This window comes from Paenibacillus sp. FSL R5-0636, assembly GCF_037974255.1.
Taxonomy (GTDB): domain Bacteria; phylum Bacillota; class Bacilli; order Paenibacillales; family Paenibacillaceae; genus Paenibacillus_AQ; species Paenibacillus_AQ odorifer.
On the sequence record NZ_CP150232.1, the window covers coordinates 1,417,770 to 1,438,481 of the forward strand.

19 protein-coding genes and 1 other annotated feature (1 of these 20 cut by a window edge) are annotated in these 20,712 nt (G+C 45.4%); of the genes, 5 read left to right on the forward strand and 14 right to left on the reverse strand.

All coding sequences use genetic code 11. The features are described 5' to 3' along the window. Positions 1 to 72: 72 nt before the first annotated feature. From MKX34_RS06235 to MKX34_RS06270, 8 genes are all read right to left on the reverse strand, one after another. Positions 73 to 642 (reverse strand): TetR/AcrR family transcriptional regulator, encoded by a 570-nt coding sequence (locus MKX34_RS06235; protein ID WP_036681438.1) that lies wholly within the window; start codon positions 640 to 642, stop codon positions 73 to 75. 19 nt (positions 643 to 661) lie between these two features. Then, on the reverse strand, positions 662 to 1,057 hold the full coding sequence (locus tag MKX34_RS06240; RefSeq protein ID WP_076099011.1) for a hypothetical protein: 396 nt from the start codon (positions 1,055 to 1,057) through the stop codon (positions 662 to 664). Between the two features lie 47 nt (positions 1,058 to 1,104). Continuing rightward, a complete protein-coding gene (locus tag MKX34_RS06245) occupies positions 1,105 to 1,626 on the reverse strand; it encodes a hypothetical protein (protein WP_036681441.1) in 522 nt (173 codons plus the stop codon). 153 nt (positions 1,627 to 1,779) lie between these two features. After that, positions 1,780 to 2,760 carry an RluA family pseudouridine synthase gene (locus tag MKX34_RS06250; protein ID WP_076099010.1) on the reverse strand — a complete coding sequence of 327 codons (981 nt, stop codon included), beginning with the start codon at positions 2,758 to 2,760 and terminating at the stop codon, positions 1,780 to 1,782. Between the two features lie 100 nt (positions 2,761 to 2,860). Further along, complete coding sequence (locus tag MKX34_RS06255; RefSeq protein ID WP_038569199.1) at positions 2,861 to 3,049, reverse strand: CLC_0170 family protein; 189 nt, start codon at positions 3,047 to 3,049, stop codon at positions 2,861 to 2,863. Positions 3,050 to 3,067: 18 nt separating this feature from the next. Further along, positions 3,068 to 4,291 carry a Ger(x)C family spore germination protein gene (locus tag MKX34_RS06260; protein ID WP_076297149.1) on the reverse strand — a complete coding sequence of 408 codons (1,224 nt, stop codon included), beginning with the start codon at positions 4,289 to 4,291 and terminating at the stop codon, positions 3,068 to 3,070. Further along, entirely contained in the window at positions 4,284 to 5,387 is a 1,104-nt protein-coding gene (locus MKX34_RS06265) for an endospore germination permease (RefSeq protein WP_036681452.1), read from the reverse strand. Before MKX34_RS06265 ends, MKX34_RS06260 begins: the two co-directional genes overlap by 8 nt. Then, entirely contained in the window at positions 5,335 to 6,993 is a 1,659-nt protein-coding gene (locus tag MKX34_RS06270; protein WP_076179827.1) for a spore germination protein, read from the reverse strand. The genes MKX34_RS06265 and MKX34_RS06270 overlap by 53 nt, the downstream gene beginning before the upstream one ends. Before the next feature lie 169 nt (positions 6,994 to 7,162). Here MKX34_RS06270 and recQ point away from each other — a divergent pair, with 169 nt between their 5' ends. Then, entirely contained in the window at positions 7,163 to 8,998 is a 1,836-nt protein-coding gene (recQ, locus tag MKX34_RS06275) for a DNA helicase RecQ (RefSeq protein WP_036681455.1), read from the forward strand. 15 nt (positions 8,999 to 9,013) lie between these two features. Next, complete coding sequence (locus MKX34_RS06280) at positions 9,014 to 10,921, forward strand: B12-binding domain-containing radical SAM protein (protein WP_076104802.1); 1,908 nt, start codon at positions 9,014 to 9,016, stop codon at positions 10,919 to 10,921. A gap of 1,230 nt (positions 10,922 to 12,151) precedes the next feature. On the opposite strand, the gene MKX34_RS06285 is transcribed toward MKX34_RS06280, so the two are convergent. From MKX34_RS06285 to MKX34_RS06300, 4 genes are read right to left on the reverse strand one after another with little or no spacing between them, the layout of a single operon-like run. Further along, complete coding sequence (locus MKX34_RS06285; protein WP_038569205.1) at positions 12,152 to 13,102, reverse strand: alpha/beta hydrolase; 951 nt, start codon at positions 13,100 to 13,102, stop codon at positions 12,152 to 12,154. 27 nt (positions 13,103 to 13,129) lie between these two features. Further along, positions 13,130 to 14,098, reverse strand: coding sequence for a type I phosphomannose isomerase catalytic subunit (locus MKX34_RS06290; RefSeq protein WP_076297756.1), 969 nt, complete (start codon positions 14,096 to 14,098; stop codon positions 13,130 to 13,132). A gap of 48 nt (positions 14,099 to 14,146) precedes the next feature. After that, positions 14,147 to 14,749, reverse strand: coding sequence for a class I SAM-dependent methyltransferase (locus tag MKX34_RS06295; RefSeq protein WP_036679532.1), 603 nt, complete (start codon positions 14,747 to 14,749; stop codon positions 14,147 to 14,149). Next, on the reverse strand, positions 14,749 to 15,705 hold the full coding sequence (locus tag MKX34_RS06300; RefSeq protein WP_076107276.1) for a TIGR01212 family radical SAM protein: 957 nt from the start codon (positions 15,703 to 15,705) through the stop codon (positions 14,749 to 14,751). The genes MKX34_RS06295 and MKX34_RS06300 overlap by 1 nt, the downstream gene beginning before the upstream one ends. 324 nt (positions 15,706 to 16,029) lie before the next feature. On the opposite strand from MKX34_RS06300, the gene MKX34_RS06305 reads away from it, so the two are divergent. Together MKX34_RS06305 and trmB are read left to right on the forward strand one after the other, a co-directional pair. Beyond that, on the forward strand, positions 16,030 to 16,209 hold the full coding sequence (locus tag MKX34_RS06305) for a hypothetical protein (protein WP_036679526.1): 180 nt from the start codon (positions 16,030 to 16,032) through the stop codon (positions 16,207 to 16,209). A gap of 196 nt (positions 16,210 to 16,405) precedes the next feature. Beyond that, the gene (trmB, locus tag MKX34_RS06310) at positions 16,406 to 17,122 is read left to right on the forward strand and encodes a tRNA (guanosine(46)-N7)-methyltransferase TrmB (protein WP_076297757.1); all 717 of its coding nucleotides are present in this window, start codon (positions 16,406 to 16,408) and stop codon (positions 17,120 to 17,122) included. An 86-nt stretch (positions 17,123 to 17,208) separates the two neighbouring features. Here trmB and MKX34_RS06315 read toward each other — a convergent pair whose 3' ends face one another. Then, positions 17,209 to 18,324, reverse strand: coding sequence for a UDP-N-acetylglucosamine--LPS N-acetylglucosamine transferase (locus tag MKX34_RS06315; RefSeq protein WP_036679519.1), 1,116 nt, complete (start codon positions 18,322 to 18,324; stop codon positions 17,209 to 17,211). Between the two features lie 51 nt (positions 18,325 to 18,375). Continuing rightward, entirely contained in the window at positions 18,376 to 18,903 is a 528-nt protein-coding gene (locus MKX34_RS06320; protein ID WP_036679516.1) for a phosphatase PAP2 family protein, read from the reverse strand. A gap of 405 nt (positions 18,904 to 19,308) precedes the next feature. On the opposite strand from MKX34_RS06320, the gene MKX34_RS06325 reads away from it, so the two are divergent. Next, the gene (locus tag MKX34_RS06325; protein WP_036679513.1) at positions 19,309 to 20,547 is read left to right on the forward strand and encodes a glycosyltransferase family 2 protein; all 1,239 of its coding nucleotides are present in this window, start codon (positions 19,309 to 19,311) and stop codon (positions 20,545 to 20,547) included. Positions 20,548 to 20,625: 78 nt separating this feature from the next. Then, positions 20,626 to 20,712 (forward strand) — a sequence feature (ribosomal protein L20 leader region); it runs 58 nt beyond the window's last position.

The window sequence follows — 20,712 nt, forward strand, 5'->3', positions numbered from 1 at the left end:
GAGTGTCTGGATTTTTGTCATTATGGGTGATCTGTCTAGTTTTTAGACAAAAAAAACCGCTGCAACCAAAGGTTACAACGGATGGTTCTCATATTTGTGTAAAGCTTTCAGAAAATTTCCTTCAATTAGATCACTTAGCTTCTCAATCATATGGTGCGGCTGTTCCTTCATGCCTTCTCTCATCCACTGAATGATTAGGCCTGTGAAGGCTAGCGTATAAAAATTGGCTATAAAGTGCTTGTCTTCTTCGCAAACCTCCATCCCGGAGGACAGCTCGTTTATAACCCCCATGATGAGATCGTTTGTCACCTCGTACAGATATGCATCCAGATGATTTCTGCCTAATGAATTTAGCGTGTTACAGCAAAAGGATTTATTCCGCTCAATGTAGCAGAAGATTCTATAAAACCCGTCCGTCCAAGTGCTGTAGCTGCGATACTGGGCGAGGCTTTCGACAGCCTCAGTCTTATAGATCCAACCTAGCAAATCAAATATATCCTGGAAATGATAATAGAACGTTTGTCTGTTTAGTCCGCAATGGTCCACTAGTTGTTTAACAGTAATTTTATTGAGCGGTGTATGCTCCATTAGCTCTTTTAAAGAATGCGACAATGCATTTTTGGTTAGAAAAGAATTGGACAACAGCGTTCACCTCTTCCATTCAAGACTTCGATGCTCGCTTATACAGCAGACGAATACCTTCGGCTAATAAACCCAGTGCAAATCCGGCGCATGAAAATAAGGAAAACGCGAGGAAGCCTGCGAGATCCTCCCAACCGGACATCTCTTGGTAGGTGTAGCCCAGCATAAATGCCGCACCTATGATTATTCCCGCCGTGCTAAACACCCAGAGCAGACGCGCTCCGAGCCAGCCTAATGTGTTGACGATCCCAGCCACTACAACGGAAAAAAGAGCAAAGCGCAGTAAGAGTGTGGCATCCATTTCCTGGGCCAGCATCACGAATCGGTGTAGAGGGAAGAGAAGCCATAGAAGAATGGCATAAACGGTCATCCAGAGAAACCAACTTTTACTTTTGGCAGCAGGCAGGAATTTCATTTCATGCACACCTCTTTTCCCATAGTACGAACGTTAAAAAGTAGGGATTATACCGTGAAGGATTCTAGTTCTTCCGCACTTTGCAGCAGGTGGCTTAGCAGGTTTGGAATGTCCTCCATTTGCTCTTCTGTGAGTTGTCTTTTGAATTGCAGCTCGATGCAGTTATTGTAAGTTTCACTTTCCTGGCCATATATGAAGCTTAAAGATTGCACAGGCTGGAAATCAGGTCCCCAGATCGCTTTTAGAATACTGTCTATCGCCTGACATTCGCTAGGAATATCTTCGACTTCCATATAAAAACGAAGTGAAAGATTACAGCCGGGATCCGTATTAGGAACCTCCAAGATTTCATCGCTGAGATCTTTCGTGGACGAAGTGAGCAGGATTTCGGCGGTTACTTTCCTGCCTGCAGTTAATTGGAAGGAGAGACTGAACTCTCTGGACATCAGCGCCATATTCAGAAGGTCGGAGCGATCCGTAACCACCAATATTCCGTCTAAATTATCGTAGTCATAAATCTGGTTCTCAAAGGCGATCTTAATATTATCGAAAACTGTAGGGTGGAACAATAAGAGCACCTTCTTTGTTTATTTATATTGTAACATGATGTGATAGGAAGTTAAAAAAAGACGCCCAGGACCAAATGGACCGGGCATCTTGTGTAGAAGTTACGGCTTCCCATAAGAGGGAATACTCCTCGGTTGTGGGTATACGTTCACTTCTTAGTTTGTAGGCGCAGGCGCAGTATATTTCAGGAACGTCTTCGGAATCGGGCTCTCAAAGGTCATCAGTTCTCCAGTGGTTGGATGAATAAAAGAGAGCACTCGAGCATGTAGGCCAAGTCTTCCTACCGTTTTGGTCTCTGCACCATATTTCTTGTCACCTGCGATAGGGTGGCCGATATCTGCCATGTGCACCCGAATCTGATTTTTTCGTCCGGTTTCGAGCTTAACCTCTAGCAAGGAAAAATGGCGGTTAGCCTGAATGAGTTTATAATGTGTAATTGCATGTAGTCCATCACCTTCATGAGGACTGGAATACATTTTAAGGGTTGAGGTTTCTTTGAGCCACGAGCTTATCTTGCCTTCAGGTCTTTTAACCGCGCCTTCCACGAGCGCTACGTAAGAACGTTCCTTCACGGTATCTTTCCAAGTAGTTTGTAGCGCTTGCTGAATCCGTTCGCTTTTGGCAAACATCATTACGCCTGATGTATCTCTGTCCAAACGATGTACGACAAAAATCCGATTTTGTGGATTGCTAACACGGACATGCTCCATGAGCTGGCGGTAAGCCGTCAATTCATTTTCTTCCGCAGTGGCGATAGATAGCAGTCCAGCATCCTTTTGAACAATAATCAGGTCTTCATCCTCATGAACGATTTTAAGTCCGATCATCTCTGCTGTTTGTACAGGCTTCTCTTGATCAATAGTAACGTTTTGACCCGGATGCAGTTGGAAATTATGCTGTGTAACTACCTTATTATTCACCGACACTTGTCCACGCGATAGGATGGATTTAATCGCATTTCGTCCGCGACCCGTGACGTGGGTGAGTAAGAAGGGCAATAGTTCAGAAGGTTCGTTTACAGTAAATGTTTTGGGTGCTGCGGGTGCTTTAGTTTTATGATTAAGCTTGCCAGTAGGCTTGCTGTGAGAACGAGTACCTCTTTTGGCTGTTTCCTTAGGATTTCTTCTTGAGTTCATGGATGCATTCTCCGTCCTTTAATATTGTACTCCTCAATATACCATGGGCTGTTAAGAAATACTATGGAGAGGCAGGCGTACTGGTTTGTTTTGTAAATGCTCATAGATAGAACAGCTGGGCTAATCCAAGAAGCAGGAATAAACCGAGATATACCCAGCCTAACCTGCGGGCATATTTCTTTTCCCGGGGCATGGCGCTTACAGCATAGATCTTGGTATCCACAGTAAGCAGGAATAGTCCGGAGAGCAGGAGCACGAGAGTTAAATAAGTTAGTTGATGATAGATCATTTGAACACATCCCCATATCTAGTCTTCTTTAAGACCGACTCTTTCAATATTCGTCTTCACATTAAGTTCTATAGAGAGATCAGAATACTGTTGCTCCCAGTCATGTTTGTCACGAACATTAGCTTTCCAGTAGGAAGGAGCATATGCACGAACATATTCACCCATACCAAAGATATCCGAGTGAGCCTGTTGCGTCTGTTTAATCAGATGGTCGAAGATGGTGAGGACTCCTTTTTGAAAGTTGGCCTCAAGTTTTTTTAAATCCTGGCTGGAATCAATACGAATATTATTACCTAGGTGCTCATCTAGCGCTGCTTCTAAAAAAATATTTATAGTGATATGGGGTTTGCCGTCTTTGATTTTAACTTTAGACCTTGTAAATCGGTCGTTAACTTTAAGAGTCAGTGGGCCAAAGTCCTCTGAATTGAACATGACGGAATAGCCCCCAGGATCAAGACCTTTCATGGACATATATGCGCCAATCTCAATGGGAGTAGTCGAACCAACCATAACGCCTCCGCTAAAGTAAGCAAGACCTTTTATCAACATATTGTCTTTTTGATGTAAAGACACATAAGGTAGATAACCGCTCTCTCCCCATTTAGATTCAGCTGACCAGAATACGCCTATATAGTTAGCTGGGAACTTTCCGGATCTCACGGCTTTTTCCATGGTGGATAGGATATAGAGGGTTGGAACTCGCTGAAGTGGTGGATTAATATTCATAAATTTAGAAGCCTCGCCTTCGGACACTAATAACCAGGTACGGCGACGGACTTCAGGGTTGCGGCGTAAATAATCATTTAAATCCGACAGGTTTTTGCGTGCAAAATCCTCGCTGATGATAATCACCCGAAGATGGATGAGGTAACGTGGGTCAGAGATCTGTTGTTGCAAATTGTTTAAGGCATCATCTAGTGAGTAACCGTAAACTTGTACAACCCAAACCGGATTTTGATTCCCCCCGCTACCTTCTCCCCCGCTGCTAGGACCTAACGGAACTCTCCCTGGAACTGCAATTTGGGCGGTCACACGGATTTTGGGCAAATTAATATTTGCGCTTTTTAGATGTGTCGTTTGATCATCTTCGGTTTTACTATTTGCCGGCACTGAATCTATAGACAATCCCAGCACTAATGCACGATCTTCAATTTCGAGCTGGTCCCAGCAGCCCGTAAGGAATACAAATACCAGAGAGAGAAGGAGGAGAAGACTAATACGCTTGGTAATTACTTTATTCATTCGATAGCCCTCCTTTTTGCCGAATCAGAGCTATTAACCATAAAAGAAGAGGGTAGAGAGTCAAAAAAATTAACCCGATAATCGCTGTGACGGAAGAAAAGGTATAAACCTGATAAATATTTCTTGGCAAAAGTGAAAAGACGAAGATAAGTGGAAGTGAGAAGCTTGATACAAGGCGGTGATCTTTGTACCGAAATACTTGCTGAAGTGAATATGCTGCTAAGTAGTAGTTCGTAAAAATGGTAGTAAATATAGATATTACCCAAACAGTAATAAACAGCGCATCGAATCGTTCTAGTAGTCCTGCACCAATAGAAATGGAGCGGGCGGTTTCTAAGGTTGGATAAGCGAGTAATTTGGTTTCTTGCGCTCCGAACATTCCTAAAGTGGCCGCAACAATCATTACATAGATGAAGCCAATAATAAAAAGGGCAGCAGCTCCTGCTTTAAGCACTTGCTGAGGTTTTTTCATTAAAGGAACCAGCAGTGTGATGACAAATGTACCCTGATAAAGGGCAGCTGAAGTGACAGTCCCTTTGGAAAAGCTTGAAAAGGTGATGTAATTTCCAGTGAGTGGAAGTAAGTTTAAAGCATCTACATTTTTCATGGCTACTAATATAATGCTGAGAACGGTTAACAAGATGAAAGGCAAATAAAAAATATGTACATAGGTGAATTTCACAATGTTTCTGCGGATAGATAAAGCAGCCAAAATAAGCATTAATAGAATGACCGCTTCGATAGGTGTTTTTTTAAACACGACCGCAACACATACCTCTCCGAATTGACGCATGGTAATCCCGGCAGAGAAAGCAAAAAACAAAGAGATAAGTACATTGAAAATATCCGCGATGCTTCTCCCGACTAACCGGCGGCTGAATACAAACAGAGTTTCATTGGGGAATTTCCGACATACAGCGGCTGTAAACCAGCAGCCTAGAAATGCAACAGGGATGCCTGAAGCCGAAACCAGCGGCGCCCCACTGTCTCCGGCTTCAGCCATATAACGGGGAATACTCAAGATACCTATTCCAATAATCGTACTAACGACTACTGCGACGACTTGGATCGTTGTTATGGGGCGGTTGTTGTTCATCGAGTTCACCCTTCTCCTTAAAAATCTGATCTGAATACGTCGTTGGTAACTCATGAGCGAGACGAGTAGGGTCTTGAGTGTTCAAGAAGCTCGGACGTCTTCTCATCCACCATAAGGGGACACGAATCAGACTGTCCTTCAGATCTCTCCATTTCGTGGGCACATATGGTGTCATGTAAGGAACGCCAAAGGATTCCAAGAATAATAAGTGATTCACGATAACGATGGTACCTAACATGACTCCGTAAAGACCAAAACAACCGGCTAGAATAATCAGTGGAAATCTTAGCATTCTGGATGAGATAGCGGCATTATAGGCAGGGGTGGCAAAAGAACCGATAGTGGTTATAGCGACAATAACAACGGTTGTCGGACTTGCTAGGCCTGCTGAAACAGCAGCCTGACCAATAACAAGAACACCTACAATAGAAAGGGCGCCCCCAATCATTTGTGGTAGACGAATAGTTGCTTCGCGGAGCACCTCCATGAAGACCTCCATAATCAGAACTTCCAAGACCGCTGGAAAAGGAACGCCTGCTCTACCCCCTGAAATCGCTACGGCAAATTCGGTAGGCATAAGCTCCGGGTTGAAGGAGATGACGGATACATATAGAGCAGGGAAAAAAAGAGAGAACAACAGGGCAATTAGTCGAATCCCCCGGATTAGGCTGCCTACAATAAAACGTTCCGAATAGTCGTCTATGGTCTGAAAAAATTGATTGAACAATGCAGGGACGATGAGCGAGAATGGGGAGCCATCTACCAGAATGATGACTCTTCCTTCCAATAAGGCTGCCGCTGATTTATCCGGACGTTCTGTTGGTTGAACCTGAGGAAAAGGAGATAATGGGTTATCCTCAATGAATTGCTCGATGTACCCTGCATCAAGGATGCTATCTGTGTTTATCATGGATAATCTCTTCATCACTTTTTCAACCAATTCAGGATCTACTATCCCTTCTATATAGCACACAGCAACCTGTGAGCGTGTCCGCACACCAAGCGGAGCAGTAATAACCCGGAAATCTGGCGTTTGCAGCCGATAACGGAGTAAGGAAAGGTTTGCCTCCAAGTTTTCTATAAAACCTTCGCGTGAGCCACGAATTACCTGCTCGGTCTGTGGCTGTTCAATGCTGCGATGTTCGATTTTACGCAAATTGAAGTGAAGTGCTTGATCCATACCATCTATAAGGAGTACAACGCTCCCTTCTAATAGAGCGAGTGGCAGAGAATTTAAGTCCTTCGTTCGGTTCCCAGCCGCTATTTGTATGGTCGTATTCCAGATGAAATCAGGCAGATCCTTGCGCTCTTCAGGAATTGTCGAGAGATCAGCGGGAGGGCTCATTAACGGTTTAAGCACATGCTCATGAATTTGATTTTGGTCCACCAAAGATGAAAAAAAGATAATTACCGCATCATATAAACCGTATACCCGAAAATTACGCACAACGAGATCTGCATCTTCTCCAAAAATTTGGCTAATGGCTTTAATATTATTTTTTAGGTCGGGATCTAGTGGCTTTTCCGAACGCTGATCAGGAATGGTGGGATCTTCGTGCGTTTTTTTTTGCTTAAAAGAACTATAGTTTTGCTTCCAGTTTTGCACGGCTATTCCCCTTTCCTAAAGAATGATGATTTTTAAAGCTTGGCTCAAAAGCGCTCCTTTTATGTAATTTTTCCAAAAGGAGAAACGAAAGAAGGACTTCTAGAGTGTTGCTCATTACACCATTGACCGCTAAACTAAAGATAGAAACGCCTAAGGAGTTATGAGAGATATGAAGATGCAAGCACCTACTATTGAACAGGCGCAGGCTGAGCTGCAAAAATATTACGGTTATCCAGACTTTCGGGATGGCCAGAAAAAGATTGTTCAGAACTTGCTGGAAGGACGCGACACACTGGGAATCCTCCCTACGGGTGGCGGGAAATCGATCTGTTATCAGGTTCCTGCACTGCTCCTGCCAGGGCTGACTTTGGTGATATCACCACTGATCTCGTTGATGAAAGACCAGGTGGATGCGTTAACTACTGCGGGTATTCCGGCAGCCTTTATTAATAGCACGTTAAGCGGAAAAGAAGTGAATGAGCGGATTCGGGCTGCCCGGCGGGGCGATTTGAAGCTGCTCTATGTTGCGCCCGAAAGACTTGAGCTGGACTGGTTCCGTCTGGAAATGGCTGAGCTGTCTATTTCCTGCGTGGCTGTTGATGAAGCGCACTGTGTATCCCAGTGGGGACATGATTTTCGGACAAGTTATCTGTCGGTATCTCCATTTGTAGATGAGCTGCCTGAACGTCCGATCCTGGCAGCATTTACCGCCACGGCGACGCCGGAGGTTATGGAGGATATGGTCCGGCTGCTGCGTTTGCGCGAGCCGGGTATTTTCATGACGGGACTAGGAAGAGACAATCTGGCAATGTCCGTGCTGCGGGGAGAGAACAAGCGGGAGTTCGTTATGGATTATGCGGCTACGCATTCCCACCAGCCGGGGATTGTATATGCGGCAACCCGCAAAGAAGTAGATGATCTGTATCAGAGGCTGCAGGCCTCTGGCATAGCAGCAGGTCGCTATCATGCGGGTATGAATGATCAGGAGCGGGCAGATAGCCAGGAAGGGTTCCTCTATGACGATATCCGGGTTATGGTGGCTACGAATGCCTTTGGGATGGGGATTGATAAATCCAATGTCCGATACGTAATTCACTACAATATGCCCAAAAATATGGAAGCTTATGTTCAGGAAGCGGGTCGTGCTGGACGTGACGGGGAGCCGAGTGAATGTATTTTGCTGTTTAGTGCGCAGGATATTATGACGCAAAAGTTCCTGATCGAGCAGAATCCACAGGATACTGACCGTAAAGCTAACGAATATCGCAAGCTTCAGCAAATGATTGATTATTGCTATACTACTCGCTGCTTGCGCAGTGCCCAGCTGGATTATTTCGGGGAAGAACATGGGGACAAGCCATGTGGTATCTGCAGCTCATGTACGGATGAACGAGAGCTAGTGGATATGACCGTCGATGCGCAAAAGATCTTCTCCTGCATTCACCGCATGCGGGAGCGTTATGGTGTAGCGTTGGTAGCATCTGTGCTGAAAGGCTCTCGCAATCAAAAGGTGATGCAGTACGGCTTCGATAAGCTGCCCACACATGGGGCGATGTCGAGCCGGACGGAGAAGGAAATCTCAGAGAGTATCAATGTGCTTATCTCAGAAGGGTATCTTGCCTTGTCGGAAGGCCAGTACCCTGTAGTACGGCTCCAGCCTCTGGCTGCCGAGGTCCTGCGCGGACAGCGTGAGGTGATGCAGCGTGTGGCGCGGCCTTCGCGGGCAGGCACAACATCCGGTACGAGAGTTCGTAGTCGGGGGCATGACCTGTCGCCATCAGCCGTCAATGAGACTGTCTTTGAGCAGCTGCGTCTTATCCGGCGTGAATTGGCAGGACGCGAGCATGTGCCATCGTACATTATTTTTAATGATGCCACGCTGCGTGAGATGAGTGTGGTTTGCCCGCAGACCGAAGCGGAAATGCTGAGGGTAAAGGGTGTTGGGGAAGTGAAATACCGGAAGTACGGTAAGGCATTCTTAGAGTTTTTTCAAAATGAAATGTAGAAAAGGTCGTGTAACATGAAAATCGTCCTGACCACGTTAAACGCCAAATATATTCATACCTCACTCGCAATCCGCTTGCTAAAAGCGTACAGTGAGCATGAATTTAAGGATATTCATTTGGCAGAGTACACCATCAAAGATCCCGTGATGAATATCGTGTCCGACTTGTTTCAGAAACGGCCAGATGTGATTGGCTTCTCCTGTTATATCTGGAACATCGAAGAGACGCTGAAGCTGATTGGTATTCTTAAGCAAGTGATGCCTGAAGTTACGATTGTTCTCGGAGGACCGGAAGTTTCGTATGAGCCGCTTCATTGGATGAAAAGAGAAGCTGGCATTGATTTTATAGTCAATGGAGATGGGGAAGAGACGTTCCACCATTTGCTGCAGGAGCTAAGGGATGATCGTAAGTTTCACTTTGTGTATGGAGCCGCTTATCGCAAGGGAGAAGAGATCATCGTCAATCCTCCACGTCCCAAAAGCGATCTGAATACGCTGCCTACGCCGCATCGTTTTCCTGAGGATATTCCAGATTTGAGTAAACGTATTGTTTATTTTGAGACGAGCCGCGGGTGTCCATTTAACTGCCAGTTCTGTTTATCCAGTATTGAAGTAGGTGTACGTTATTATGATATTGAACGAGTGAAATCTGATCTGCTTTATTTAATACAGAATGGCGCCAAAATCATTAAATTTCTGGACCGTACCTTCAATATCAACCGCAACTATGCGATGGAAATGTTTCAATTCCTGATCGATAATCATCAAGGCTGCGTGTTTCAGTTCGAAATTACCGCAGATATCATGCGGCCGGAAGTTCTGGATTTCCTATCTAAGAATGCACCTCCGGGTATTTTTAGATTTGAAATTGGGGTGCAATCTACCAACGATGAGACAAATGAGCTTGTTAAACGCCGCCAGAATTTCAAAAAGCTGTCCCGTACCGTAATGAAGATTAAGGCAAGCGGCAATATCGATCAGCATCTGGATTTGATTGCCGGACTACCTATGGAGGATTACAGCACCTTCCGTAAAACGTTTAATGATGTATTCGTTATGGAGCCGGAAGAGCTACAGCTTGGATTCCTCAAAATGCTGCGGGGAACGGGGCTGCGGGCGCAGGCGTCTAAATATGAGTACACGTATATGGAACACGCACCTTATGAAATCCTTAGCAGTCATATGATGCCTTTCTCAGACATTATTCGTTTGAAGCGGCTTGAGGATGTGCTGGAGAAATACTGGAACAGCCACCGGATGGACCATACGGCTAAGTACTTGATCCGTCATGTATTTGATTCGCCATTCGATTTCTTTCAGGAGTTCGGTGACTACTGGGAGGAGCGAGGCTGGCAAAAGATCGGCCATCAGCTGGAAGATCTCTTCACCCGCTTGCAGTCCTTCCTGATAGATCGCGGGACGCCGTCTATGGATGTTATAACTGGCTTGATGAAGCTGGATTATTTTCTTGGACACAAGTACAAGCCGCGCAAAATCTGGTGGGATTTCGTGCTGGATAAGTCGGATTGGTCGAGTTATTTGAAAGATATCGCGGCTAATCCGGGTCAAATTTCTGCCCAGTTAGCAGAAGCAGGACTTAACGAAAGAGAACTGCAAAAGTATACTGTGCTGGAAGTGTTGCCATTCTCGCTGGAAGCGGTGCTGGATTCCATCAGCGGCATGCGTGCTGATGAGGGCCTTGAGGATGGTGAAGCTGATATGGCTAATCTGGAGGCTTTGCCTTCGGTAGACTCGCCATTACAGGGAGCAGCAGATAGTAGTTTAGAAGAGACTGCGAAAGCAGCAAGCTCGGCTGTAGCAGTAGCGGATCCCGCTTCCATTAGGGAAGGACGCACGCTACTAATCGTAATGTATCAGCAGAACGAGAGCCAACGCGCTCAGTACTACACACTGCCTTTGTGATAGGCGGGTGGAAGGATAGACCGTTCCTTAATGGGACGGTCTATTTCTTTTGCCTTGTGCGCTAGCGCATCTGAGTCCGGAAGCGGCGTGGGAAGTGATGATGTGTAGTTAGCGTCATCTGGGTCCGAAAGCGGTGAGTAACCCGTCGCAGGCGGACCCAGGGGACCTTATACGTGGAATTATCCTGTTTTTTGGATGCTAACGGACCGCATAGTCGCTATTGGCATGAAAAACACCCAATATGGACCTGTTTCGCTTGAATAGCTGCACTGGAGTCCGAAACCCAACTCGAAAGGCTATAAATTAGCAAATAGCGTCATCTGGGTCCGGAAGTAGCGGGAGAAAGTGATGTGTAGTTAGCGTTAGCTGAGTCTGAAAGTAGCGGGAGAAAGTGATGTGTAGTTAGCGTTAGTTGAGTCTGAAAGTAGCGGAGAATGTAATTAGTGTAATGACTCGGCGCAGGCGGACCCAGCGGACCTTATACGTGGAATTATCCTGTTTTTTGGATGCTAACGGACCGCATAGTCGCTATTGGCATGAAAAACACCCAATATGGACCTGTTTCGCATGAATAGCTGCACTGGAGTCCGAAACCTAGCTCGAAAGGCTATAAATTAGCAAATAGCGTCAACTGAGTCCGGAAGTAGCAGGGGAGAGTAATGATGTGTAGTTAGCGTCACCTGAGTCCGGAAGTAGCGGGGAGAGTAATGATGTGTAATTAGTGTCAACCGAGTCCGAATGTGGAGAGGAAATGGTGATGATGTGTAGTTAGTGTCAACCGAGTCCGGAAGTGACGGGGGAGAGTAAAGATGTGTAGCTAGTGTCAAATGAGTCCGGAAGTGGCGGGGGAGAGTGACGATGTGTAGTTAGTGTTAACTGAGTCCGAAAGTGGTGTGGGTGAGTGACGATGTGTAGTTAGCCTCAGCGAGCTCGAAAGCGGTGGGGTAAGTTTATCTACTAAAGTTCAGATGCGCGGAGGAACTGGAGATTGTTAGATTGAGAAGTCTGCTGAGATAAGCTACCCAAACCGCAAACCGCAAACCGCAAACCGCAAACCGCAAACCGCAAACCGCAAACCGCAAACCGCAAACCGCAAACCGCAAACCGCAAACCACAAACCGCAAACCGCAAAGAAGCGATCTCCCAAATACCGGGAGCATCGCTTCTATGTTGCCACATTTGTAATCTCGTTTCTCGTCTCATAAATTCACTAACAACCGCGTTTTTTTCTTAACTTATCGTAGAAACCTCTGAAGGAAGGTGGCTCTCTAACCAGTTGAGTACATCGGCTGTGACTTGATCTCGATTTACTTCATTTAGCATTTCGTGTCTGCCTTCTGGATAGAGTCGGTACTCAACGTCTGATACTCCTCGTTTCTTATACAACTCCGCAAGACGGGGAATGCCTTGACCGTTCATCCCGACAGGGTCCTTATCCCCACCAAATATATAAATGGGCTTACCTGTACATAATGTGCTAAGTGATTCCTCAGTATGAATCTCTCTTAGGAGGTGGAAGAAACCACGGAAAAAGCGTGTCGTACAAATAGCTCCGCAGAATGGATCGGAAATGTACTTATCTACTTCCGCAGTATCGCTGCTCAGCCAGTCAAATGTTGTTCTGACCGGGGAAAAAGCACGGTTATAGCTGCCGAATACCAGACTGTTCAGCAGTACACTACGATGATGCTCACCCTTTAGCTTAAGCTGCGCGCTAGCCAAAGATTCTCCAATACGCAGCATACTGCGTGGACCGTTTGTCCCGCTTAGGATAAACCCTGAATAGATTTCGTTGCCTTCTTCGCACATGAGTTTTTGACCCAGAAAGGAACCCATACTGTGTGCGAATAAAATGATGGGCATTCCTTCATGCTTGGAGAGTGCTGCGGCACCTACCTGCAGAAGATTGCGCCGCATCCAATAAAATCCGTCCTCCCCAACATCACCAAGCAGATTGACTTGACCAGCGGTTCTACCATGTCCCCGGTGGTCATTGGCATATACTGCATAACCAACCCCGGTTAAAGCTTCCGCAAAACGAGCGTAGCGGGCAGCAGTTTCACACATCCCGTGTGAAATTTGCACAATTCCTCTAACTGGCACATCGGACTCAGGTAACCATTCATAGACATGGATGGTTACACCTATGGGATCCGTTAGAGTAAAGCTGTTTTCCTTCATGGTCCATTCCTCCTAAAGGTTCTCGACTTATGGTAAATAAGAGCGAAGCACAGTAGAATGACCCTCGATAGTATAACGGCCTAGGTTGGAAGGAATCAGATAACATTCCCCTGCGGCATAAGGCTGGGAGCCGCCTTCCCAAGTCAGATGTCCGCTGCCTTCGCAGATAACCAGAATAGTGAAGCTGTCTTCTGAAGTGGTGAGATCCCATGAACCATTTACGATCCCTTTTTCGACAATAAAATAAGGTGAAGCGGCAAGCTGCAGCCACTCTCCAGGCACTGCATGATCGGTCTTCATCGAAGTAGCGCCGGCGCCTTCATAAGCTGTAACATTCAGAGAATCCTCGATATGAAGCTCGCGTGGTTTTCCATCTAGACCTGGACGGTCGTAGTCATAAATACGGTATGTAGTGTCGGAATTCTGTTGAATTTCCGCTACAACGACACCAGCGCATAGAGCATGTACCGTTCCGGCAGGGATGTAGAAGGAATCGCCAGTGGAGACAGATACCTCTTGAAGGCTATCCATAACCGTGCCGTTTTCCAGTGCTTCGCGTAATGTTTCACGGTCTACGCCTTCTTTAAGGCCGTAGATGATTTTTGCATCTGGCTTAGCGTCTAGTACGTACCACATCTCTGTTTTACCCAGTTCACCTTTAGGCAATCCTACATAATCATCCGTAGGGTGGACTTGAACGGAAAGGTTGTCGTTGCAATCCAACAATTTGATCAAGAGTGGAAATCTTCCGCCAGCTTCTGATATTCCCTTGCTTCCGAACCACTCATGACCAAATTGCTCACGAATTTGATCCAGACCTTGTCCAGCTAATTCTCCATTAACCACCGAAGATGTTCCATTCGCATGATCGGCAATCATCCAGCCTTCACCAATATGACCTTCTGGTAGATTCAGGCCGAATTTCTCCAGCGCGCGGCCACCCCAGACACGTTCTTTAAACTCCGGTTGAAATTTTAAAGGATATGGTTGTGTCATTCGTAATCTTCCTTCCCAATTACAAGATTGTTTGATTGTTTAAAAAGCTTAAGATGGGGAACCTTTTTTCTTCTCGAGGGCAATTACATAAGGTGCGTCCGTGCGCTGCAGCTGACGGTATACAATGCTCTGCGCTACCTTAGGGGAAACAGTCGTTGCCCAAGCTTCAACAGCGGCGGCTTCGAGATCTCCGCCTGCATGGCCAGGATACAGTACAGCCGTAATAATTCCCCCCGGACGCAGCAGCTGGAGTGAAGCTTCCAGGGCTGCAATAGAGCTATCCGGCTCAGTAATGATATTCTTGTCGGCATCGCCTGAAGGCAGATAGCCAAGATTGAACATTACAGCACCAACGGTGCCTGGCCAGTTAGCCGGGACGGCTTCTGCCATTTCGGCATGGCTGCGTTCCAGTAAGGTAACGCCAGAGAGTGAAGAAGTTTCCTCCCGCGCAAGCCGGAGACGTTCTTCTGCCAGCTTCAGCGCCGCAGCTTGAATGTCAAAGCCGTAGACTTCGCCACGAGCTCCGGTTGTTTTGGCTAGAAAAAGCGTGTCAGCACCAGTACCTACAGTTGCATCAATCGCACGGTCACCTAAAGTCAGCCGCTCAGAGATTAATTTATGAGCAAAGCTTAGAACGGACATAAAGCCCATTAGCCCTTCCTCCAATACTTACCCTGCCAAGTATCACGAGCAACAAGCTCATCGTCAATGGCATTTAGCACTTCCCATTTCTTGAGACTCCACATCGGTCCAACTAAGAGATCCCGTGGGGCATCTCCAGTCAAGCGATGAACAATCATCTCAGGGGGCAGAATTTCAAGTGAATCAGCAATCAGCTTTACATACTCGTCCTGTTCCATGAATCGGAGCAATCCTGCTTCATACTGCTTCACCATTGGTGTTTTGCGCATGAGGTGCAGAAGGTGAATCTTAATTCCCTGCACATCCATGCGAGCTACAGCAGATACCGTTTCAAGCATCATTTCGTGCGTCTCCTGTGGGAGACCGTGAATGATATGGGTACAGATTCGAATATTGTGACGGCGCAGCTTCTCCACAGCCTCCACATAACACTGCGTATCATGCGCCCGATTAATAAGCTCAGAAGTGGAGTCATGTATAGTCTGAAGACCCATCTCTACCCAAAGATACGTACGCTTGTTGAGCTCTGCTAAATATTCGACTACATCATCGGGCAGACAGTCAGGGCGGGTAGCAATAGACAATCCAACGACACCAGGCTGCTGCAAAATAACTTCGAAATATTCTCTCAGCTCTTCGACCGGAGCGTACGTATTAGTATAGGCTTGGAAGTAACCGATATATTTAGCATTTGGCCATTTCAAATGCTGTCTGTCACGGACGTTATTGAATTGTGTGACTAGGTCATCTCGGCGGCTTCCGGCAAAATCACCAGAACCTCTGGCACTGCAAAATGTGCAGCCTCCCTTAGCAATGGAGCCGTCACGATTGGGACAGGTAAAGCCTGCATCAAGCATAACTTTGAATACCTTGGTGTTCATGTGTTCACGCATTTCGTAATTCCAAGTATGAAAACGTTTATCTCCCCAAAGTTGCGGAGGAGAAGTGTATTGAAGATTAGACACGAGAAGCCCCTTTCTGAAAATATAATTATGGATAAGTTCCCTTATCCTTATATTTTTCTGAGACAGATGGCGTCCTTATCCCAGAGAACGCACAGCCGTTTCTTATAATCCAATACATTGTATCAAAAAACCGAGCTCGGCGTAACATTGACTCCCCATAACGGCATGAAAAATAGGCAGGAAATAAGGCGCTTTCGGCTTGAAAATGCTTACATAGTATGTTATATTCAGAGTGTGAAAAGCTACTGTGGCATAAAGAAATTCATCCAGGAGTTCATAATTTCGTGTCGTCCGATCCATAATAATAACCGTGAGGTGATAGCAATGAATTCTCAAACGGTATATGCTGAGGGTAAAGATTCGATTGAAGTCCATTTAACGCCAGATGAAGCCCTTGCACTAACGGGCGTGGAATTTAACGGCAACCCTAAGATCAAGACAGATGCGCAGCGTAAAATTCGTAGCGCATTCGAAAAAAAGACATTTGCCACAAACACAAAGTAAATCCTGATCTGCCAGACAAGAACGAAATTTATTTCCAATATACAACAACGAAGGAATTCCTCTGAACAGCTCATTTAAGAGCTGAACCAGAGAATTCCTTTTTCTTTTTTACCGCAATCCCTTTACTTTTTGGGACAATTTCGGCACAATATTGCAAGTGACAGTTATCGTATAAGAGATAATCGGAGGAATACCTATGCGTTTACGCGGAAGAAAAGGAATACGTGAAAGTTTGGAAGAACAGACGGATTTAGTCATTCTAGATCCTCGGAGTTATAAAGGTGAGTGGTCCAAGCTGTTCGGTAACGATCATCCGATCCATGTGGAGTTCGGAATGGGCAAAGGACAGTTTATTAGCCAAATGAGCTTTAAATATCCTGATATTAACTTTATCGGAGTGGATATGTATGATGAGCTGATCCGCCGTGCTGGAGATAAGGCTAGAGCAGTATGGGAGCCTGCAGGACATGAAACACCGCCTAACCTGAAATTGGCACTTGCAAATATCGATTATGCTGAGGAAGTATTTGCTCCGGGAGAGCTTGAACGGATTTATCTTAATTTCAGCGATCCATGGCCTAAAAGCAAGCATGCCCGGCGTCGTTTGACACATCCGCGTTTTCTTGACAAATATCGCGGTTTGCTTAGCGATCTAGGTGAAATTCATCTGAAAACAGATTCCCGCAGTCTTTTTGAGTTCTCATTAAATGCCTTTGCGGACTTTGGCTTGCAGATGAAAAATATTTCTTTGGACCTACATGCAGATGGCATCATCAACGAGGATCATATCATGACAGAATATGAGACGAAATTTGTCGGACGTGGCGTGAATATCCATCGTTGCGAGGCAATTGTAGGCGTAGAAGCACTCAAACAGTATCAGGCTACCCGATTGGATAAATATCGGTTGTAGTTACAAAGCACTGCTCCATAAGGCATGCTTCAATAAAAAAGCGGCAAGTCTCCATGTGGTTTGGAGGCTGCCGCTTTTTTTATTAACTATTCCAATAATTCGATGATACTCTGAGCACATTGTAACGGGTGATAGCGAGCGATTTCTTCAAGGTGGAGTTTGCGCTTGTTTTGCACATCCTCATAGTTGTTCAATAGGCGCTCCATCCACATTTCGACAACCTCTAAAGATTCGATGGGTTCTCCGAAGCCGGCTGCAGTAAAGTAGCGGCAATTCTCCTCCTCCTGACCGGGAAGAGGGTGATGGAAGAGCATGGGAATACCCTTTGCCAGCCCTTCACTGCAAGTCATTCCACCCGGTTTTGTAACCAGCAGATCGGAGACCTCCATCAGCTTGTGGATTTCACGCGTAAAGCCGATTAAGGAAATATTAGGATGATTATAATGCGGGTCTTCTTTCATTTCCTTTAGCAGCTGCTCATTTTTGCCGAGACAGAAAACAATTTGAATCTTGTCACGCCATTCCGCCAGACAAGCATTTACGACTTGGTCGTTCATGATTCCCCAGCCGCCGCCCATGACTAGAACGGTTGGCATCTCCCGCAGATTGAATTGCTCTCGAATCTCCTGCTTTCCGGGATGCTTCCAAAAATTAGGGTGTATCGGTATGCCTGTTACCTGAATTTTCGTGGCAGGAATATTTCGGCTGCGCAATTTGGATTTAACCTCAGGTGTTGAAACCAGATAAAGGTCTACCTCTGGGCTAATCCAGGTAGCATGCGCATCATAATCTGTTATAACGGTGACGAGCGGCACTTTTAAGGTAGGATCTAGTCTCTTTAGGCGGGATACTACAGCACCTGGAATAAAATGAGTGCAGACAATTACGTCAGGTTTCAGTTGTCTCACAATATTTTTGGCATGCGTATAAAATATACGATGCAAGGCAAGCGTGGTAAGACGATTAAATGATTTCTGGTGACGGTAGACATAACCCATTAATTTTGGCTGTGTCGTTACCGTCTTTCGGTAAGCAGACAGAATAATAGGTGCCATCTTGGGGTTTAGAAAATTCCCAAGTTCTAGCACCTTCGTTTGTAAATTAGGCGATAATTGGCGCAGACTGCTCGACAACGCATAAGCTGCTTGTGTATGTCCGGCGCCAAAACCTTCCGAGAGTATTAAGATTCTTTTTTTACGCAATGTTGATTCACCTATTCTCAAGGGTTTTCCCGGTTATTAACAATAAATGCTTCACATCCATAAGGCTATAGTACCAGCTGCTACGCAGGAACCGATCACTGCGCCAGCTATAACATCTGATGGATAATGCAATCCAAGATAAATACGAGAAAATCCGACAATACAAGCTAGCGGCAGCAGAATAACGGTCATAGCAGGAAACGCCAGCATATAAGGGACCGTAGAAGCAAAGATAGCTGTAGTATGACCAGATGGAAAAGAATGATCCTTTAATGGATTACGAAAAGTATTGGTTTCCGGTAACGCCAGATATGGACGCATTCGCGGGTACAGCTTTTTGGCGATAGCTACGGGTATATGGCTGACAGCTAGTGCTGTCAAGGCTTGTAAACCTGTAGTTCTCCAAGGCTCAGGAGCTAATACCCATATCAGTATATTGATAACAATCGTGCTTGTAGCTCCACCCAAATGAGTAAGGTAAAAGAGCCAAAAGTTCAAAAAACGATTATGCATTCGTCCGTTGATCCACTTAAAAAGATGCCGCTCCCAGAGATGTAGTTTCATGAATAAATGTCTCATATCTAATTCCCTCCGCTAGTCCGGTTACCGTTAACAGATGTTAATGCAGTAATCCGTTCTATAGCTTAGATCTGTCTTAATCATACTTTTTAAAGGTAGTTCATTTCAAGGAAAAGCTCAGGTTTACTCGAAATTTGCCAGTTTTGACTTAGAGCACTATTACGCTTTACAATGATTCAAGCAGACTAAACCTGTTTAAAAGGGTAAGAGATAAATAAGGATTCAAAAAAAGGAATCCATAGAATTCTTTTAAACAGCATATATAAAAATTGTGAAGTCTGCCGAGAATAAGAATACTCTTGGTCTATTGTTAAGGGATGCAACAAAAGGGTCAGAAAGAACGTCAAGCAAGCTAGAGAGAAAAAAAAGAACACCAAGAGTGAAAAAAGGGGGCATCAAAAGGTCATGACAGACGCACTGTTTGTTACGCTCCAAGTGATCTTGGCAGCAATCGCAGTCTATCAGTTTACGTTTTCATTATTCGGGCTGCACAGGAAAAAGAAAAAGACGCAGTATAAGCCGGAAAAATCTTTTGCCGTACTTGTTGCCGCACATAACGAGGAAGAAGTTGTCGGCGCATTAATGGAGAATCTGAAGCAGCTTAATTATCCATCAGAACTGTACGATGTATTTGTAATTTGTGACAATTGTACAGATGGTACAGCTCGCATCGTTAGAGAACACGGCATGAACGCTTGTGTCCGCACCAATGCAAATCTGAGAGGTAAAGGCTACGCAATAGAATGGATGCTTAAAGAGCTGTGGGCTATGCCGCGGCAATATGATGCTGTTGTCATGTTCGATGCCGATAACTTGGCGCATACTGAGTTCCTGATGGAGATGAATAATGATCTTTGTTCAGGTGCACGGGTAATCCAAGGTTATATCGATACCAAGAATCCAGAGGATTCCTGGATTACAGCTGCTTATGGTATTTCGTACTGGTATATTAACCGTTTGTGGCAACTTTCACGCCATAATTTAAATATGGCTAACTTCCTTGGCGGAACCGGAATGTGTTTTGAGACCACACTTCTTAAAGAAATGGGCTGGGGAGCTACAAGTTTGGTCGAGGACTTGGAGTTTACGATGCGTAGTGCAGCACATGGTGTATATCCTAAGTTCAATTATGATGCAAAGGTATTTGATGAGAAGCCGTTAACCTTCAAGGCCTCCTCAAGACAGCGTCTGCGTTGGATGCAGGGGCACTTCACTGTTGCTCGCCGTTATTTTTTTCCATTGCTTTGGCAAAGTATTAAAGAACGCAGCTTAACGAAGTTTGACCTCGCGCTTTATGGAGCGAATGTATATATTGTATTGCTCACTTTTTTAATGACGGCGGTAATGTGGGTGGATATGGCGTTCTTTAACGGACCGAATATCGCTAACATTTACGGCAGCTTGCCGATCTGGCTCAGCTTCCTAGCAATTGGCGCCAATCTGGTGACTTTTGGTATTGCGATGGCATTAGAGAAGGTTACGTTTAAGAAAGTGTATGCTTATCTTGTATTCTTCCCGATCTACTTGATCTCGTGGTATCCGATTACGTTCTATGCGTTCTTCACGCAGAACAATAAGCAATGGAGCCATACCAAGCATACTCGCGTAGTACGACTTGAAGAGGTACAAAGTAAGCAGGTATAAAGTTCACGAAATTTCTGCATAAAAGGATTGACACCCCAAATAGTGTGGTGTATAGTATTCAAGTACGCAAATCATAGGGATTGCAAGAAGAAGCACCTGCTTCTCACCTGACTGGCATATTCGCCGGCTGGTTTTGATCTCAATGCTTTATGAATGTTAATGTTC

Excerpts from the sequence above, each read along its gene's own strand:
- MKX34_RS06240 (WP_076099011.1), bottom strand. The coding sequence starts at position 1,057 with ATGAAATTCCTGCCTGCTGCCAAAAGTAAAAGTTGGTTTCTCTGGATG.
- MKX34_RS06325 (WP_036679513.1), top strand. The coding sequence starts at position 19,309 with ATGACAGACGCACTGTTTGTTACGCTCCAAGTGATCTTGGCAGCAATC.
- MKX34_RS06280 (WP_076104802.1), top strand. The coding sequence starts at position 9,014 with ATGAAAATCGTCCTGACCACGTTAAACGCCAAATATATTCATACCTCA.
- MKX34_RS06285 (WP_038569205.1), bottom strand. The coding sequence starts at position 13,102 with ATGAAGGAAAACAGCTTTACTCTAACGGATCCCATAGGTGTAACCATC.
- MKX34_RS06260 (WP_076297149.1), bottom strand. The coding sequence starts at position 4,291 with ATGAATAAAGTAATTACCAAGCGTATTAGTCTTCTCCTCCTTCTCTCT.
- MKX34_RS06320 (WP_036679516.1), bottom strand. The coding sequence starts at position 18,903 with ATGAGACATTTATTCATGAAACTACATCTCTGGGAGCGGCATCTTTTT.
- MKX34_RS06290 (WP_076297756.1), bottom strand. The coding sequence starts at position 14,098 with ATGACACAACCATATCCTTTAAAATTTCAACCGGAGTTTAAAGAACGT.
- MKX34_RS06305 (WP_036679526.1), top strand. The coding sequence starts at position 16,030 with ATGAATTCTCAAACGGTATATGCTGAGGGTAAAGATTCGATTGAAGTC.
- trmB (WP_076297757.1), top strand. The coding sequence starts at position 16,406 with ATGCGTTTACGCGGAAGAAAAGGAATACGTGAAAGTTTGGAAGAACAG.
- MKX34_RS06255 (WP_038569199.1), bottom strand. The coding sequence starts at position 3,049 with ATGATCTATCATCAACTAACTTATTTAACTCTCGTGCTCCTGCTCTCC.
- MKX34_RS06295 (WP_036679532.1), bottom strand. The coding sequence starts at position 14,749 with ATGGGCTTTATGTCCGTTCTAAGCTTTGCTCATAAATTAATCTCTGAG.
- MKX34_RS06265 (WP_036681452.1), bottom strand. The coding sequence starts at position 5,387 with ATGAACAACAACCGCCCCATAACAACGATCCAAGTCGTCGCAGTAGTC.
- recQ (WP_036681455.1), top strand. The coding sequence starts at position 7,163 with ATGAAGATGCAAGCACCTACTATTGAACAGGCGCAGGCTGAGCTGCAA.
- MKX34_RS06250 (WP_076099010.1), bottom strand. The coding sequence starts at position 2,760 with ATGAACTCAAGAAGAAATCCTAAGGAAACAGCCAAAAGAGGTACTCGT.